General features: G+C 63.8%; 18 protein-coding genes and 1 tRNA gene. 12 read left to right on the plus strand and 7 right to left on the minus strand.

Annotated features, from left to right (window positions below; genetic code table 11):
- Window positions 1–97: 97 nt before the first annotated feature.
- The 5 genes from ugpE to RAD16_RS32965 form a co-directional block, all read right to left on the minus strand.
- The gene (gene ugpE / locus RAD16_RS32945) at window positions 98–946 is read right to left on the minus strand and encodes a sn-glycerol-3-phosphate ABC transporter permease UgpE (RefSeq protein ID WP_458162009.1); all 849 of its coding nucleotides are present in this window, start codon (window positions 944–946) and stop codon (window positions 98–100) included.
- Window positions 946–1827 carry a sn-glycerol-3-phosphate ABC transporter permease UgpA gene (gene ugpA / locus RAD16_RS32950; protein WP_458162010.1) on the minus strand — a complete coding sequence of 294 codons (882 nt, stop codon included), beginning with the start codon at window positions 1825–1827 and terminating at the stop codon, window positions 946–948. The genes ugpE and ugpA overlap by 1 nt, the downstream gene beginning before the upstream one ends.
- Before the next feature lie 48 nt (window positions 1828–1875).
- Entirely contained in the window at window positions 1876–3192 is a 1317-nt protein-coding gene (gene ugpB / locus RAD16_RS32955; protein WP_458162011.1) for a sn-glycerol-3-phosphate ABC transporter substrate-binding protein UgpB, read from the minus strand.
- 219 nt (window positions 3193–3411) lie between these two features.
- On the minus strand, window positions 3412–4614 hold the full coding sequence (locus RAD16_RS32960; protein ID WP_458162012.1) for a CaiB/BaiF CoA transferase family protein: 1203 nt from the start codon (window positions 4612–4614) through the stop codon (window positions 3412–3414).
- 172 nt (window positions 4615–4786) lie between these two features.
- Window positions 4787–5212, minus strand: coding sequence for an organic hydroperoxide resistance protein (locus RAD16_RS32965; protein ID WP_018645071.1), 426 nt, complete (start codon window positions 5210–5212; stop codon window positions 4787–4789).
- A gap of 155 nt (window positions 5213–5367) precedes the next feature.
- Here RAD16_RS32965 and RAD16_RS32970 point away from each other — a divergent pair, with 155 nt between their 5' ends.
- Window positions 5368–5826 carry a MarR family winged helix-turn-helix transcriptional regulator gene (locus RAD16_RS32970; protein ID WP_326903634.1) on the plus strand — a complete coding sequence of 153 codons (459 nt, stop codon included), beginning with the start codon at window positions 5368–5370 and terminating at the stop codon, window positions 5824–5826.
- A gap of 117 nt (window positions 5827–5943) precedes the next feature.
- Here the strand turns inward: RAD16_RS32970 and RAD16_RS32975 are convergent.
- A tRNA-Ala gene (locus tag RAD16_RS32975) sits at window positions 5944–6019 on the minus strand.
- 97 nt (window positions 6020–6116) lie between these two features.
- Window positions 6117–6524 (minus strand): TIGR02300 family protein, encoded by a 408-nt coding sequence (locus RAD16_RS32980; RefSeq protein ID WP_458162013.1) that lies wholly within the window; start codon window positions 6522–6524, stop codon window positions 6117–6119.
- Window positions 6525–6683: 159 nt separating this feature from the next.
- Between RAD16_RS32980 and aroA the strand changes: the two genes are divergently transcribed.
- From aroA to trpA, 11 genes are all read left to right on the plus strand, one after another.
- Window positions 6684–8021, plus strand: a complete 1338-nt coding sequence (gene aroA / locus RAD16_RS32985; RefSeq protein WP_458162014.1) for a 3-phosphoshikimate 1-carboxyvinyltransferase — start codon at window positions 6684–6686, stop codon at window positions 8019–8021.
- Window positions 8022–8031: 10 nt separating this feature from the next.
- The gene (locus RAD16_RS32990) at window positions 8032–8586 is read left to right on the plus strand and encodes a hypothetical protein (RefSeq protein ID WP_458162015.1); all 555 of its coding nucleotides are present in this window, start codon (window positions 8032–8034) and stop codon (window positions 8584–8586) included.
- Entirely contained in the window at window positions 8564–8971 is a 408-nt protein-coding gene (locus tag RAD16_RS32995) for a hypothetical protein (protein ID WP_458162017.1), read from the plus strand. Before RAD16_RS32990 ends, RAD16_RS32995 begins: the two co-directional genes overlap by 23 nt.
- Window positions 8972–8976: 5 nt before the next feature.
- Window positions 8977–9615: a (d)CMP kinase gene (gene cmk, locus RAD16_RS33000; protein WP_458162018.1), complete on the plus strand. Its 639-nt coding sequence runs from the start codon at window positions 8977–8979 to the stop codon at window positions 9613–9615.
- A gap of 267 nt (window positions 9616–9882) precedes the next feature.
- Window positions 9883–11589, plus strand: coding sequence for a 30S ribosomal protein S1 (rpsA, locus tag RAD16_RS33005; protein ID WP_458162019.1), 1707 nt, complete (start codon window positions 9883–9885; stop codon window positions 11587–11589).
- A 271-nt stretch (window positions 11590–11860) separates the two neighbouring features.
- Window positions 11861–12841 (plus strand): signal peptide peptidase SppA, encoded by a 981-nt coding sequence (sppA, locus tag RAD16_RS33010; protein ID WP_458162020.1) that lies wholly within the window; start codon window positions 11861–11863, stop codon window positions 12839–12841.
- Window positions 12842–13012: 171 nt separating this feature from the next.
- A complete protein-coding gene (locus tag RAD16_RS33015) occupies window positions 13013–13318 on the plus strand; it encodes an integration host factor subunit beta (protein ID WP_007598410.1) in 306 nt (101 codons plus the stop codon).
- Window positions 13319–13393: 75 nt separating this feature from the next.
- A complete protein-coding gene (locus RAD16_RS33020; RefSeq protein ID WP_458162022.1) occupies window positions 13394–13786 on the plus strand; it encodes a lipopolysaccharide assembly protein LapA domain-containing protein in 393 nt (130 codons plus the stop codon).
- Window positions 13787–13852: 66 nt separating this feature from the next.
- Window positions 13853–14512 (plus strand): phosphoribosylanthranilate isomerase, encoded by a 660-nt coding sequence (locus RAD16_RS33025; RefSeq protein WP_458162023.1) that lies wholly within the window; start codon window positions 13853–13855, stop codon window positions 14510–14512.
- On the plus strand, window positions 14509–15726 hold the full coding sequence (trpB, locus tag RAD16_RS33030; protein WP_458162024.1) for a tryptophan synthase subunit beta: 1218 nt from the start codon (window positions 14509–14511) through the stop codon (window positions 15724–15726). The genes RAD16_RS33025 and trpB overlap by 4 nt, the downstream gene beginning before the upstream one ends.
- A complete protein-coding gene (gene trpA, locus RAD16_RS33035; RefSeq protein WP_458162025.1) occupies window positions 15723–16559 on the plus strand; it encodes a tryptophan synthase subunit alpha in 837 nt (278 codons plus the stop codon). Before trpB ends, trpA begins: the two co-directional genes overlap by 4 nt.
- Window positions 16560–16632: the final 73 nt, after the last annotated feature.

Here is a 16632-nt window from a genome sequence, read left to right on the forward strand (position 1 = left end):
GGCGAATAGCGAATCGCGAGTAGCGAATGGAGGAAAGGGCCGCGCGAAGCCATTCACGATGTTGTCCATTCGCCATTCGCTACTCACTATTCGCCCCTTACTTTTCCGTCTCGACCAGACCGCGCACGAACAATTTCTGCATCACGACGACGACGAACACCGGCGGCAGCATCGCCAGCACGGCGGTCGCCATCACGATCGGCCATTCGGTCAGCGCGTCGGTGGTGGTGATCATCTTGCGGATGCCGACCTGGATGGTCTGCATATCGTCGCGCGTGGTGATCAGCAGCGGCCAGAGATATTGATTCCAGCCGAGGATGAAGAGGATCACGAACAGCGCCGCCATGTTGGTCCGCGACAGCGGCAGCAGCGTGTCCCAGAAGAAGCGCAAGGGGCCCGCGCCGTCGATGCGTGACGCCTCGAGCAGCTCGTCCGGCACGGTCATGAAGAACTGGCGGAACAGCAGCGTGGCGGTGGCCGAGGCGATCAGCGGCAGCGAAAGGCCGGCATAGCTGTCGAGCATGTGCAGGTCGGCGACGATCTTGTAGGTCGGATAGATGCGCACCTCGACCGGCAGCATCAGCGTGATGAAGATGATCCAGAAGATCGACATCCGGAACGGAAAGCGGAAATAGACGATCGCATAGGCCGAGATGATCGAGATCGCGATCTTGCCGATCGCGATCGCCAGCGCCATCACCAGCGAGTTCAGCATCATGTTGCCGACCGGCTCGCGGGTCGAGCCGCTCGTGCCGACGAAGATGGTCTGGTAGTAGACTTCGAAGAAGTGTCCGCCCGGCAGCAGCGACATCTGACCGTTGGCGATCAGCGCGTTGTCCTGGGTCGAGGCGACGATGGCGATGTAGACGGGGAAGGCGACGATCGCGATCCCGATCCAGAGGATGAAATGGGCGACGTAGCGCCGGAAGCCCTCTTCCTCGACCATCAGTAGGTCACCTTGCGCTCGACGAAGCGGAACTGGATTCCGGTCAGCACGATGACGAGGATCATCAGGATCACCGATTGCGCCGCCGAGCTGCCGAGATTGCCGCCGAGCAGGCCATCCGAATAGACCTTGTAGACCAGCGTGACGGTCGACGTTCCCGGACCGCCGCGGGTCATGGTGTCGATGATGCCGAAGGTGTCGAAGAAGGCGTAGACGATGTTGACGACCAGCAGGAAGAAGATGGTCGGCGACAGCAGCGGGAAGGTCACGGTCCAGAACCGGCGCATCGGGCGCGCGCCGTCGATCGCGGCGGCCTCGAACACGCTTTTCGGGATCGCCTGCAGGCCGGCGAGGAAGAACAGGAAATTGTAGGAGATCTGCTTCCACGCAGCGGCGAGGATGATCAGCCCAGCGGCCTGGTTGCCGTCGAGCAGCGGATTCCAGTCAACGCCCAGCGCGCGCAGATAGCGCGCGAGCACGCCGAGCGAGGGATGCAGCATGAAGATCCAGAGCACGCCGACCACGGGCGGCGCCACCGCATAGGGCCAGATCAGCAGCGTGCGATACAGCATCGAGCCACGCAGCGGCTTGTCAGCCATGACGGCGAGCAGCAGCGCGAACGACAGCGACAGGATTGCGATCGCGAACGAGAAGACGAACGTCCGGACGACCGCTTCGAAATAGGCGGGGTCCTTGAGCAGCTCGATGTAATTGTCGAACCAGACGAAGGTGGTCGACAGGCCGAAGGCGTCCTGGAGCAGGAAGGACTGGATCACCGCCTGCAAGGCCGGCCAGTAGAAGAAAATCAGGACGATTGCGAGTTGCGGGGCAACCAGCGCGTAGGGCAACAGCTTTGACTGGAAAATGGCTTGCTTTTGCATGATGCCGGGTGAGCGGCAGGCCGGGTTGCCGCCCCGCCGCTCATCGCCTCACTTGACGGCGGTCTTTTCGAACTGGCGCAGCATCGTGTTGCCGCGTTCGACGGCGGCATCGAGCGCCTGCTTGGCGGTCTTCTTGCCGGCCAGCGCCTGCTCGATCTCTTCCGACCAGACGTCACGCAGCTGAACCATGTTGCCGAGGCGCAGACCGCGGGAGTTCTCGGTCGGCTCCTTGTTGGTCAGCTCGAGCAGCGGGGTCTCGAGATAGGGCTGGTCCTTGTAGAAGCCTTCTTCCTTCGCCTTGGCGTAGGCCGCCTTGGTGATCGGCAGATAGCCCGAAGCCTTGTGGATGTAGACCTGGCGATCGGTGTCCGAGAGGAAGGTCAGGAATTTCGCGACGCCCTTATATTCGTCGGCCGACTTGCCGCCCATGACCCAGAGCGAAGCGCCGCCGATGATCGAGTTCTGCGGCGCGCCCTTGACGTCCGGATAGTACGGCATTGGCACGGCGTTGAAGTTGAACTTGGCCTGCGCCTTGACGTTGCCGAAGAAGGCCGACGAGGTCAGGTAGATCGCGCACTCGCCCGAGGTGAAGCGGCCTTCGCCGGTGTTGGTGCGGCCGGCATAGTCGTAGACCTTGGTCTTCTGCAGCTCGACCAGGGTTTCGAGGTGCTTGACCTGGAGCGGTCCGTTGAACTCGAGCACGGTGTCGAAGCCGTCGAGGCCGTTGGCCTTGCTGGCGAGCGGCACGTTGTGCCAGGCCGAGAGCTGCTCGAGATTGACCCAGGTGACCCAGGAGCCGGAGAAGCCGCAGGTGTCGTGACCGGCAGCCTTCAGCTTCTTGCCGGCCTCGAACACTTCGGGCCAGGTCTTGGGAATCTCGACATTCGCCTTCTTCAGCTCGTCGAGATTGACCCACATGACGGTCGACGACGAGTTGAAGGGGAACGACAGCATCTCGCCCTTCGAGGTCGAGTAGTAGCCGGTGATCGCGGGCAGATAGATCTTGGGATCGAACTTCTCGCCGGCCTCGGCCATCAGCTTGTAGACCGGCTTCACGGCGCCGGTCGCGGCCATCATGGTCGCGGTGCCGACCTCGAACACCTGCATGATGTGCGGGGCGTTGCCGGCGCGGAACGCCGCGATGCCGGCGTTCATCGTGTCGGGGTAGTTGCCCTTGTAGGTCGGGATGACCTTGTAGTCGGTCTGCGACGCGTTGAAGTCGTTGGCGAGCTTGACGATGACGTCGTTGTTGGCGCCGGTCATCGCGTGCCACCACTGGATTTCAGTCACGGCCAGGGCCGGCGAAGCGCCCATGCCGACCGTGATTGCGAATGCAGCAGCCGCTCCAAAATGTCGAAGAGCCATCAAGTAAACCTCCCTTGGCCGTCAAAAAGAAGCGCTTGCGCTAGCAGCGCCATATGACGTTCACATGACTGTGTAAGCGGGAGAAACGAAAGCAGCAAGCGCTGCTCAAAGGGAAGCCGTCAAATAGGCGAATGCGGCGCGGGCAGCCTCCTCCGTTCGTGGTGCACCTGCGTGCCCACGCCGCACTGCGGCATTGGATATCGGAGGAGGCGAGGGCCTCTAGCGCTTGCGCTCGGGGCCGCAGACCGTGCCTTTCTCGACCATCGCGTCGATCTCGGCCTTGGAGTACCCGAACTCGCCCAGCACCTCCTGCGCGTGCTGGCTGAACTTCGGCGGTAGCCGGCGCAGGCTCGGCTTGCTGCGATCGAGCCGGATCGGCGAGGCGACGCCTTTGTACCAGTCCTTCTCGATGACATCGCCGCGGGCGATGGTGTGCGGGTTGGTCAGCGCCTGGTCGATCTTCTGCACGGGCCCCGCGGGCAGTCCTGCCGCGAGCAGGCGATTGCACAGCGGCTCGGCCTCGTGCTGGCTGAACACGGCGGCAAGTTCGGCGCGCAGCGCCTCGCGATTGGCGATGCGGTCCTTGTTGCGCGCAAAGCGCGGGTCGGTGCCGAGCTCGGACTTGCCGATCTCCTTGGCGAGCTTGCGGAAGGTGCCGTCATTGCCGACGCCGATGAAGATGTTGTCGGTCTTGGTCGGAAAGATCGCGTAGGGCACGAGGTTCGGATGCTCGTTGCCGGTGAGGCCGGGTGGCTTGCCATGCATGAAATAATTCGCGGTGTGCGGATGCATGATGGCGAGGCCGGTCTCGTACAGCGTCGTCTCCAGGAACTGGCCTTTGCCCGAACGCTGCCGCTCCGACAGCGCCATCAGAATGCCGATCGCGGCGTAGAGCCCGGTGGTGATGTCAACCAAGGGCACACCGATCCGCATCGGGCCGCTCTCAGGCGAGCCGGTCGCCGCGATCATGCCGGTCATGGCCTGGATGATGGCGTCATAGCCGGGATTGCCGCCGCGCGGGCCGTCGGCGCCGAAGCCGCAGATCCGGCAATGCACGAGCCGCGGGAATTTCTTGCTGAGGACGTCGTTGCCGATGCCCCATTTCTCCAGCGTGCCCGGCTTGAAGTTCTCGATCAGGACGTCGGCCGTCTCCAGCATCTTCAGCAGCACGACGCGGCCGCCCTCGGAGGCGAGGTCGAGGCCGATCGAGCGCTTGTTGCGGTTGATGCCGATGAAATAGGCGGCGTCGTCGTCGTGGAAGGGAGGGCCCCAGTCGCGCACCTCGTCGCCGGCAGGCGGCTCGACCTTGATCACGTCGGCGCCGTGGTCGGCAAGGATCTGGGTGCAGTAGGGACCGCCGAGCACGCGCGTGAGATCGATGACGCGCAGCCCGCTCATTGCGCCCAAAACGGCTTCAGTCATTCCGTCGCTTCCCCTGTGTCGATATTTGACCACAGGCCTAGCGAGGTTCGGACGCGCCAGCAATGGCTTGTCGCGTGGAGGCGTATGCGTCGCGGCGTCATACCGCGGTATGGGAAATCAAACAGAAGCGGCCGGCCCGAGGGGGATCTCGGGCCAGCCAATTCGCCCTGGATCAGACGACCGTCAGGCGAACGTCGACATTGCCGCGCGTGGCATTGGAGTAGGGGCACACCTGGTGGGCCTTCGCGACCAGCGCTTCGGCCTCGGCGCGGGCAAGTCCCGGCAGCGAGACGGCGAGGTCGATGTCGAGACCGAAGCCGCCTTCCGAGCGCGGGCCGATGCCGACGGTCGAGGTGACGGAGGCATCAGCCGGAACCTTGGGGCCGCCCTGCGAGGCCACGAACTTCATCGCGCCGATGAAGCAGGCGGCATAGCCGGCCGCGAACAGCTGCTCGGGATTGTTGCCGGCGCCGCCGCCGCCGCCGAGCTCCTTCGGCGTGGTGAGCTTGACGTCGAGCGCGCCGTCGAGGGTCGCAGCATGGCCGTCGCGGCCGCCGGTGGCTTTTGCGCTGGTCTTGTAGAGGACGTTCACTGACATTTTCGTCTCCTCAGGGGTCTTCGGGTTGGAGTGGAATTCATATCGCAGACAATTAGATTGTGTGCAATTGAAATTTGCATGCCTCACATTTAATTGTTCGCAATTGAATGTGCCGGCCGCCGGCCCCAGAATGGGAGAAACGCACGAGATTCTCTATGGCCCGGAAATTATCGACCCTCGATCCGCAACGCCTCGACAACCAGATCTGCTTCGCGGTCTATTCGGCCGCGCATGCCTTCAACCGCGTCTACAAGCCGCTGCTCGATCGCCTCGGCCTGACCTATCCGCAATATCTGGTCATGCTGGTGCTGTGGGAGCGCGACGACGTGCCGGTGAAGGATATCGGCGAGAAACTGTTCCTGGATTCGGGCACGCTGACGCCACTCTTGAAGCGGCTTGAGGCCGCCCATCTCGTCAGGCGCACGCGCTCAAGCGAGGACGAGCGTCAGGTGCTGATCGCTCTGACTCCACAGGGCCATGCACTGAAGGAGAAGGCGCGCAGCGTGCCGCAATCGATCCTGGCGGCGTCGGATTGTTCGGTGTCGGAGCTGGTCGCGATGAAAGACGAGATCGTCGCGTTACGGGATCGGCTGAATGCGGTGATCGGGGAATAGCGTCGTCGCTAGAGTCCGCCGTCGCCCTTCGGGCTATGGCGGGACAGCCTTCGCTCACTCCGCTACGAGGGACTTCCCCAGGCTTGCCGAGCCGTAGCTGGCGAAGCCAGCGAAGGTTGGTGGAGCCAGGCGGGATCGAACCGCCGACCTCTTGCATGCCATGCAAGCGCTCTCCCAGCTGAGCTATGGCCCCTAAGTCCAGATGGGAGGATCCTGGGGGATCCGTCCCGGCCGGCGAGCGCTCTAGGCGACTCGCGCGGTGCACCCTTTTTCACAGATCAGGACTGATCTCAAGTCTCTTCATCACCTCCGACATCACCAATGATGTCGGTGACGTCCTCATCGCCCTCTTCTTCATCGGCAATGAAGGTCGAATCATCGTCATCATCGTCGTCGAGGGTCTCGTCGACCTCGATATCGTCCTCCGATTCGGGCACGACGGCCTTGACCTTGCCGGTGTTCTCCTCGGCATCGGCCTCCTCGAGCGAGACCTCTTCGACCTCCGCCGGCTCCGGCGCGGTATCCGCTGTCGCGGCGTGCCGGGCTTCGGCGCCGCGGGGGGCGCGAGCGGGCGCCACCGGGGCGATCGGCACCACTTCGCCGGTATAGGGCGAGATCACCGGATTCTTGTTGAGGTCGTAGAACTTCTTGCCCGTGGTCGGGCAAATACGTTTGGTTCCGAGTTCGGACTTGGCCACGGCAGGAATCCTGGGAATGTCTGAAAAGCGGTGTTTCACTTGGCTAGTTGGCGGTCCGCTGTCAATAGCGCATTACGGGAGAACGACATGCCCGTGACGGGACGCAGGCCATGTGGTACCTGCGCCTCAGCCCTTAAGGGTGCATCCAAGGACATAATCGTGACCCATTCCGACCAACCGAGGCCGCTCCAGTCTCGTGCCAGTGGTCCCCTGACCGGGAAAGTACGGGTGCCCGGGGACAAGTCGATCTCCCACCGCGCCCTCATCCTGGGTGCGCTCGCGGTCGGCGAGACCCGGATTTCGGGCCTGCTGGAGGGCGAAGACGTCCTCAACACCGCCAAATCCATGCAGGCGCTCGGCGCCAGGGTCGAACGCACCGGCGATTTCGCCTGGAAGGTCAACGGCGTGGGGGTCGGCGGCTTCGCCCAGCCGAAGGCGGCGCTGGATTTTGGCAATTCCGGCACCGGCTGCCGGCTGGTCATGGGCGCCGTCGCCGGCTGCCCGATCTCGGCAGTGTTCGATGGTGACGCCTCGCTGCGCAGCCGCCCGATGCGCCGGATCCTCGATCCGCTCGAAAAGATGGGTGCCAAGGTCGTCTCCGGCGGCGAGGGCGGCCGGCTGCCGCTGACCGTCCAGGGCGCGCGCGATCCGCTGCCGATCACCTACAAGACGCCCGTTGCTTCGGCCCAGATCAAGTCGGCGGTGCTGCTGGCGGGCCTGTCTGCGCCGGGCACGACCACTGTGATCGAGAGCGAGGCCAGCCGCGACCACACCGAGTTGATGCTCAAGCATTTCGGCGCCGACATCACCTCGGTGTCGGAAGGTCAGCATGGCCGCCGCATCACACTGGTGGGTCAACCTGAGTTGCATGGTTCCAACGTCGTGGTGCCCGCCGATCCTTCTTCGGCGGCCTTTCCGGTTGTCGCAGCGCTGATCGTCGAGGGTTCGGATGTCGTGCTGTCCGATGTCATGACCAATCCGCTGCGCACCGGCCTGTTCACGACGCTGCGCGAAATGGGCGCCTCGATCGAGGAAAGCGAAGTTCGCGGCGATGCCGGCGAGCCGATGGCGCAACTGCGCGTGCGTGCCTCAAAGCTGCGCGGCGTCGAGGTGCCGCCGGAGCGCGCGCCGTCGATGATCGACGAATATCTGGTGCTGGCGGTCGCGGCGTCCTTCGCCGAAGGCACCACCATCATGCGCGGCCTGCAGGAGCTGCGCGTCAAAGAGTCCGACCGCCTCGAGGCCACCGCCGACATGCTGCGCGTCAACGGCGTGAAGGTCACGGTCTCCGGTGACGATCTGATCGTCGAAGGCCGTGGCCATGTCCCCGGCGGCGGCACTGTCGCCACCCACATGGACCATCGCATCGCGATGTCCGCGCTGGTGATGGGCTGCGCCTCCGACCGGCCCGTGACCGTCGACGACACCGCTTTCATCGCCACCAGTTTCCCGGATTTCATTCCGATGATGCGTTCGCTGGGGGCCGAGTTTTCATGAGGCCGCGGCCATGAGCGCAGCCCTCGACCGCGATGCCTTGCTGGACGCTTTCGATTCAATCGGCCGTGCCGCGGCCGACGCCGGAACCAAGCTTCAGATCGCGGTCTATGGTGGCTCGGCCCTCATGCTCGCTAGTAATTTCCGCTTTGCGACGGAAGACGTCGACGTGTCGAAGCTCGAGCATCCCCTGCCGGATTGGCTGAGGTTCAAAGATCACGTCGCATTTCACCTCAGTCCGGCTGATCGCGCCGCGGATCATCTCGAATTCGGCACTTTCCCGCGTGACGACACGCCCCCAGGGCTTGAGGTGTCGGTACCCTCCGCTGCATATCTTCTGGCATTGAAATTGAAGGCGTTCCGCATCGCCGATCCCGTTCGCGGGGAGACGGAGCGGCTGGATATCTTGAACTTGATGAAAGTCGTTGGAATCTCGACCGTCGAGGAAGCCATCGCTCTGCTGGGTAGATATTTTCCGGTGAGCGCGGCCTCCGCGGAGAAGCAACGCTTCCTGCTGAAAAACATGGATCTCGGGGGAGGAGCGGATGCGCCCAACTACCCTCGCTGAAGCCGTCGACCGCATTCGCGCCGGCGCGCCGCAGGATGCGACGCTGGCCGAATTCATAGACACGTTCGATCTCGCCGGGACGAGCCTTGCTCAATACGAGACGATCGAGGATGAGCCGGCGTTGACGCGGAATGAACGGCTCGACGCCTTGGTCGGTGCGATCGCCGAATATCTGGCAAAACAACGCCGTCTTGGTCGGGTGCCGGCCTGGGTCTGCGATCCGGCCCGGCGCCTTGCCGAGCCATGGTTCACCGCATCGTCCCCGTCCGATGCAATGCGCGAATATCTCACTTTTGCGAGCCCCGCGGAGTTTGCGTCTCGCAACATCTTTACCGAAGAGCGGCCATTGCGACGTGCGCGCGGGCCGCAGACAGCCAAGGTTTGAGTGACATGATCATCGCCATCGACGGGCCCGCGGCCTCGGGCAAGGGGACGCTCGGCAAGCGCCTCGCCCATCATTACGGCTATCGTCACCTCGATACCGGCGTGATCTATCGCGCGGTGGCTTATTCTCTGATGCAGTCCGGCCATGATCTCAGGGACGAGGCCGCGGCGGTCGCAGCGGCGCTGGAACTCGATCCCGAAAAGTTCGGCAATCCCGCCCTGAAGACCCAGGAGGCCGGCGAGGGCGCCTCCATCGTGTCCGCGATCCCGAGGGTTCGTGAGGTCCTGGTCAATTTCCAGCGGCAATTCGCCGCCGATCCGCCCGGCGCGGTGCTCGACGGCCGCGATATTGGAACCGTGATCTGCCCGCACGCCGACGTGAAGATCTTCGTCGTGGCCGACCCCAAGGTCCGCGCCCGCCGCCGCACCATGGAGGCCAAGGCGCGTGGCGAGGATGCGGACGAGGCGGCGGTGCTCGCCGACATCATCCGGCGCGACGAACGCGACAAGAACCGGCCGATTGCGCCTTTGAAACCGGCCTCGGATGCTTACTTGCTAGATAACTCCCAACTGGATATAGAAGGCGGCGTCCGGGCCGCCATCGACATTATCGAGGCCGTCCGAGCGGGCCGGTCGCGGGGTTAAGCCGCAGCCGTCATTGGAGGAAGCGCCCGCTCCCGCTCTTTGAGGTCGATACTCTCGGTCCCTGTTTGGGGCCGGCGCGATCCAGGCTCCGGACACAAGAATTTCCACGTATCGAACGCGCGGGCCCTGCCGGCCCGCCTCCGCTGTTCCGGTCGTTCGGCCGGAGCAACGAGCGGTCGCTCGAAGGTTTTGCGGACCTTCCGACACTGCGTGTGCGATGCGCCCATGAACCCAACGGCTGGCAAGACATCCGCAACTGGAGAACAAATGGCTTCGATTTCTGCTGATACCTATAGCCCGTCGCGTGACGATTTCGCCGCGATGCTCGACGAGTCCTTCGCAGGTGGCAACCTGCAGGAGAGCTCGGTCGTCAAGGGCAAGGTGGTTGCAATTGAAAAGGACATGGCCGTCATCGACGTCGGCCTGAAGACCGAGGGCCGCGTTGCCCTTCGTGAATTTTCCGGCCCCGGCCGTGACAGCGAGCTCAAAGTTGGCGACGAGGTGGAAGTGTTCCTCGATCGTATCGAGAACGCCCTCGGCGAAGCCGTGCTGTCGCGCGACAAGGCGCGCCGCGAAGAGAGCTGGGGCAAGCTCGAGAAGGCCTTCCAGAACAACGAGAAGGTCAACGGCGTCATCTTCAATCAGGTCAAGGGCGGCTTCACCGTCGACCTCGACGGCGCCGTGGCGTTCCTGCCGCGCTCGCAGGTCGACATCCGTCCGATCCGCGACGTTGCGCCGCTGATGAACAACTCGCAGCCGTTCCAGATCCTCAAGATGGACCGCCGCCGCGGCAACATCGTGGTCTCGCGTCGTACGGTTCTCGAAGAGACCCGCGCCGAGCAGCGTCAGGAGCTGGTGCAGAACCTCGAAGAGGGTCAGGTCATCGACGGCGTGGTCAAGAACATCACCGATTACGGTGCGTTCGTTGATCTCGGCGGCATCGACGGCCTGCTGCACGTCACCGACATCGCGTGGCGCCGCGTCAACCATCCGACCGAGGTGCTCTCGATCGGCCAGACCGTGAAGGTCAAGATCATCAAGATCAACCACGAGACGCACCGCATCTCGCTGGGCATGAAGCAGCTGCTGGACGATCCGTGGCAGGGCATCGAAGCCAAGTACCCGCTGGGTGCCCGCTTCACCGGCCGTGTCACCAACATCACCGACTACGGTGCGTTCGTCGAGCTCGAGCCGGGCATCGAAGGCCTGATCCACGTCTCCGAGATGTCGTGGACCAAGAAGAACATGCACCCCGGCAAGATCGTGTCGACCTCGCAGGAAGTCGACGTGCAGGTGCTGGAAGTCGATTCCGTCAAGCGCCGCATCTCGCTCGGCCTCAAGCAGACCATGCGCAACCCCTGGGAGGTCTTCGTCGAAGGTCACCCGACCGGTTCGGTGGTCGAGGGCGAAGTCAAGAACAAGACCGAGTTTGGTCTGTTCCTGGGCCTCGAGGGCGACGTCGACGGCATGGTCCATCTCTCCGACCTCGACTGGAAGCTTCCGGGCGAGCAGGTGATCGACAACTACAAGAAGGGCGACATGGTGAAGGCCGTGGTGCTCGATGTGGACGTCGAGAAGGAGCGTATCTCGCTCGGCATCAAGCAGCTCGAAGGCGACCCCTTCGCCGAGCCGGGCGATGTCAAGAAGGGCGCGGTCGTGACCTGCGAAGTGCTCGAAGTGAAGGAGAGCGGCATCGAGGTGAAGATCACCGGTACCGACTTCTCGACCTTCATCAAGCGCTCCGAGCTCGCGCGTGACCGCAACGACCAGCGCGCCGAACGCTTTGCCGTCGGCGAGAAGGTCGATGCCCGCGTGATCCAGTTCGACAAGAAGGCCCGCAAGGTCCAGGTGTCGATCAAGGCGCTCGAAGTCGCCGAAGAGAAGGAAGCCATCGCGCAGTACGGCTCCTCCGATTCGGGTGCGACGCTCGGCGACATCCTGGGCACCGCGCTCAAGAACCGCGACAACAAGTAAGCGAAACGCAAGTTTTGCTGACATCGGAGCCCCGGCGAAAGCCGGGGCTTTTTGTTTTGTTGTCGCTCTCGTAGCCCGGATGGAGCGCAGCGAAATCCGGGGCCTTCTTGCCGCAATCGAAAGCAGTCCCGAATTGCGCTTGCGCTCCATCCGGGCTACGCGCTCACAGCCTTGTTTTCTTCAAATTGCGCCGCAATTGATGTATCCAGACAAGCCATTGGTCACGTTGTGACGGCACAACGCGCACCACCTTTCATTTGGAGATATTCCGATGTCGCTCGATTCGGACATCATCGTCGATCGCCGCAGGATCCGCCGCAAGCTGACGTTCTGGCGCGTGCTGGCTGCGCTGATCGCGATCGCGGCGATCGCGGGCTTCGCGCTGGTCGCAACGCCCGGCGCGCGCGGCACGTTCGCAACCGCCGGCTCGATCGCGCGGGTCCAGATCGAAGGCCTGATCCGCAGCGATTCCGAGCGCACGCAGGCGCTGGAGCGGCTGGAGAATTCGCAGGCCGCCGCCGTCATCGTTCACATCAACTCGCCGGGCGGCACCACGGCCGGCTCCGAGCAGCTCTATGACTCGCTGACGCGGCTCAAGGCCAAGAAGCCGCTCGTCGTCGTGGTCGAGGGTCTCGCGGCCTCCGGCGGCTACATCACCGCGATCGCGAGCGACCACATCATCGCCCAGCAGAGCTCGCTGGTCGGCTCGATCGGCGTGCTGTTCCAGTTTCCCAATGTCTCGGAGCTGCTGAAGACCGTCGGCGTCAAGGTCGAGGAGGTGAAGTCCTCGCCGCTGAAGGCCGCGCCCAACGGCTTTGAGCCGACCAGCCCGGAAGCACGCGCCGCGCTCGACGCGCTGGTGAAGGATTCCTATGCCTGGTTCAGGGGATTGGTGAAGGAAAGGCGTGGCATGGATGACACGCAGCTCGAGAAAGTGGCCGATGGCCGCGTCTTCACCGGCCGTCAGGCGATCGATCTCAAGCTGATCGACCAGCTCGGCGACGAGAAGGCGGCCGTGACCTGGCTGGTCGAGCAGAAGGGCGTCAAGAAGGGTCTTCCGGTCCGCGATTACAAGCTCCAGCCCCGCTTTGGCGATCTGCCGTTCCTCAAGACGGCGGCTGTCGTGACGCTGGAAGCGCTTGGTTTAGGCTCGATTGCGCATCAAATCGGCCAAACCGGCGTCGCGCAGGCGGTCGATCGGCTCGGAATGGATGGAATGCTGGCCTTGTGGCAGCCGGCCGCGTCAAACTAGTGGAACCGGGCGAGCCTCAGAGGATTTTCCCGTCTGACGGGTAGAGGGGCAGCCCGCTTTTTCGGCATTTGTCACGCATTTTCCCGACGCTCAACCTTGATTTAGCGTCTTGACAGATCACGGTATTTTCACGGAAATGGTCATCCGCACGCTTCCGGGTCCTATCTCTCGATGATCAAATCCGAACTTGTTCAGCGTATCGCCGAGCACAACCCGCATCTGTACCAGCGGGATGTCGAGAACATTGTGAATGCGATTCTCGAAGAGATCGTAGCGGCCCTCGCACGCGGTGACCGCGTCGAGCTGCGCGGCTTCGGTGCCTTCTCGGTCAAGCATCGCCCTGCACGCGCCGGGCGTAATCCGCGCACCGGCGCCCATGTGCCTGTCGATCAGAAGAGCGTTCCGTTCTTCAAGACCGGCAAGGAAATGCGCGAGCGGCTGAACCGCGACCATCCGGATCCGGGCGCGCCCGATTAAGACTGGTTGTCGTCCGGGCTTAACCGAACGGCCGCATGATGCGGCAGCAAGCTTGATTCAAGACGAGCGATCGCGATGCGAAAGTTCCTGACCGCGCTGATCGTGATTCCGCTGGGCCTGATCCTGGTGATCTTTGCCGTCGCCAATCGCCATTTCGTGACGGTCTCCTTCGATCCCTTCGTGTCCAGCGACCCCTCGTTCTCGGTCACGATGCCGTTGTTCCTGCTGCTGATCGTGGTGGCGGCCCTCGGGGTCTTCGCGGGCGGCTTGGCCGTCTGGTTCGGTCAGCGGCGCTGGCGGCGGGCGGCGCGCCGTAATGACGCGGAGGCCCGCGCCGCCAGGGGTGAGCTGGCCGAGCTGCGGGCCCAGGCCACCGCGGCGAAGCCCGATTCCCAGCGTCTCCCCGTCCCCTCCGGGGTCGGCCTTTACGGGCCCGTCGGGCGAGACAAGCAGCGCGCGACGTTGTAGAAGCGGCCCCGACCGGAAAAACCCGTTTCCCGGCCGCCGCTTGCGGCCGCCACCCGCTTTGAGACCATGTCCCTGCTCGTCAAGATCTGCGGCCTGTCCACGCGCGAGACGCTCGAAACGGCGCTCGACGCGGGCGCCGACATGGTGGGGTTCGTGTTCTTCCCGCCGTCGCCACGGCATGTCTCGCTGGAAACGGGCCGTGACCTCGGCGGTCAGGTGAAGCGGCGCGCGCTCAAGGTGGCGCTCACGGTCGATGCCGACGACGCTACGCTCGACAACATCATGGACGCGCTGTCGCCGGACATCTTCCAGCTCCACGGCAAGGAGAGCGTGGCGCGGCTGCGGGACATCAAGCAGAAGTTCGGCCGCCCGGTGATGAAGGCCGTGCCGGTCGCAACAACAGCCGATCTCGCCGTGTTGCCCGGCTATGCCGCGGTCGCCGACCGCATCCTGTTCGATGCGCGCGCGCCCAAGGATGCGACCCGTCCCGGCGGCTTGGGGGAGCCGTTCGACTGGCACCTGCTGGAAAATCTCGATCTGAAATTGCCCTACATGGTCTCGGGCGGGCTTCACGCCGACAACGTCGCCGAAGCCCTCCGCGTCACCGGTGCCGGTGGCGTCGACGTCTCCTCCGGAATCGAAAGCGCCCCCGGCGTGAAAGATCCGGAGCTGATCAAGGCCTTCATTCGCGCCGCGCGCGCCACTCAAGAGTTGAGCGTTCGATGAACATCGCCAAACCAAACTCCTACCGCAGCGGCCCCGACGAGCGCGGCCATTTCGGCATCTTCGGCGGACGCTTCGTCGCCGAAACCCTGATGCCGCTGATCCTCGATCTGGAGAAGGCCTACACCGCGGCCAAGGCCGATCCGGCCTTCCAGGCCGAGATGAACGGCTATCTCAAGGACTATGTCGGCCGGCCCTCGCCGCTGTATTTCGCCGAGCGTCTCACCGAGCATCTCGGCGGCGCCAAGATTTATCTGAAGCGCGAAGAGCTCAACCACACCGGCTCGCACAAGGTGAACAACGTGCTCGGCCAGATCATGCTGGCGCGGCGCATGGGCAAGAAGCGCATCATCGCCGAGACCGGCGCCGGCCAGCACGGTGTCGCCACCGCGACGCTGTGCGCGCGCTTTGGCCTCGAATGCGTGGTCTATATGGGCGCCGTCGACGTCGAGCGACAGCAGCCCAACGTGATCCGCATGGAGATGCTGGGCGCAACGGTGGTCCCGGTGCAGTCGGGCACGCGCACGCTGAAGGACGCGATGAACGAGGCGCTGCGCGACTGGGTCACCAACGTGCACAACACCTTCTACTGCATCGGCACGGTGGCGGGTCCGCATCCCTATCCGACACTGGTGCGCGACTTCCAGTCGATCATCGGCAACGAGACCAAGACTCAGATGCAGGAGGTCGAAGGCCGCTTGCCGGATTCGCTGGTCGCCTGCATCGGCGGCGGCTCGAACGCGATGGGCCTGTTTCATCCCTTCCTCGATGATCCCAGCGTCGAAATCTTTGGCGTCGAGGCTGCCGGCCATGGGCTGACGCAGCTGCATGCGGCGTCGATCGCGGGCGGCCGTCCCGGCGTGCTGCACGGCAACCGCACTTATCTCCTGATGGATGCCGACGGCCAGATCCAGGACGCGCATTCGATCTCGGCCGGCCTCGACTATCCCGGCATCGGCCCCGAGCATTCCTGGCTGCACGAGATCGGCCGGGTGAACTATCTCTCCGCGACCGATGACGAGGCGCTCGCTGCGTTCCAGCTGCTGTCGCGTCTCGAAGGCATCATTCCCGCGCTCGAGCCCGCGCACGCCATCGCCAAGGTGATGGAGCTCGCGCCGAAGCGGCCTAGGGATCACCTGATGGTCGTCAATCTCTCCGGCCGCGGCGACAAGGACGTCCCGCAGGTCGGCGACATCCTGAGGGGCAAGAGCAAGTGACCACGCGTATCGACACCCGTTTCGCCGAGCTGAAGAAGCAGGGCCGTGCGGCCTTCGTCACCTATGTGATGGCCGGCGATCCCGATCCGGCGACGTCGCTCGAGATCGTCAAGGCGCTCTCGAAATCAGGCGCCGACGTCATCGAACTCGGCATTCCCTTCACCGATCCGATGGCGGACGGTCCCTCGATTCAGGCGGCAGGTCTGCGCGCGCTCAAGGTTGGTATGACCTTGAAGAAGACGCTCGATCTCGTGCGTGACTTTCGCAAGGACGACAACGTCACGCCGCTGGTGTTGATGGGCTATTACAATCCGATCTACATCTACGGCGTCGACAAGTTTTTGGCTGATGCCAAGACATCAGGCGTCGACGGCCTCATCATCGTCGATTTGCCGCCAGAGGAAGACGACGAGCTCTGCATTCCCGCGCTGAGGGCGGGACTGAACTTCATTCGCCTCGCGACCCCGACCACCGACGACAAGCGCCTGCCTGCGGTGCTCGCGAACACGTCAGGCTTTGTCTATTACGTCTCTATCGCCGGCATCACCGGCGCCGCGGCAGCGGACGCGAATGCCGTCGGTGACGCCGTCGCGCGCATCAAGCGGCACACCAAGCTGCCGATCTGCGTTGGTTTTGGCATCCGTACGCCGGAGGCGGCGCGCGCCATTGCCGAAAAGGCCGATGGTTCGGTGGTCGGCACCGCGCTGGTCGATGCGCTCAAGAACAGCCTCGATGCCGAGGGCCGGGCCACCGCCAAAACCGTTAACGCCGTGGCTGAGCTCACGGCCGCCTTGGCCCAGGGCGTCAAGGGCGCGAAACAAGCGGCCGAATAGGCCATAATTCCGCTTTAGCTCTTTAGTTTGAGCATGATCTTGTCGGAAAACCGCTTCACACTTTTCCGGATCA

Source organism: Bradyrhizobium sp. 18BD (genome assembly GCF_054185225.1).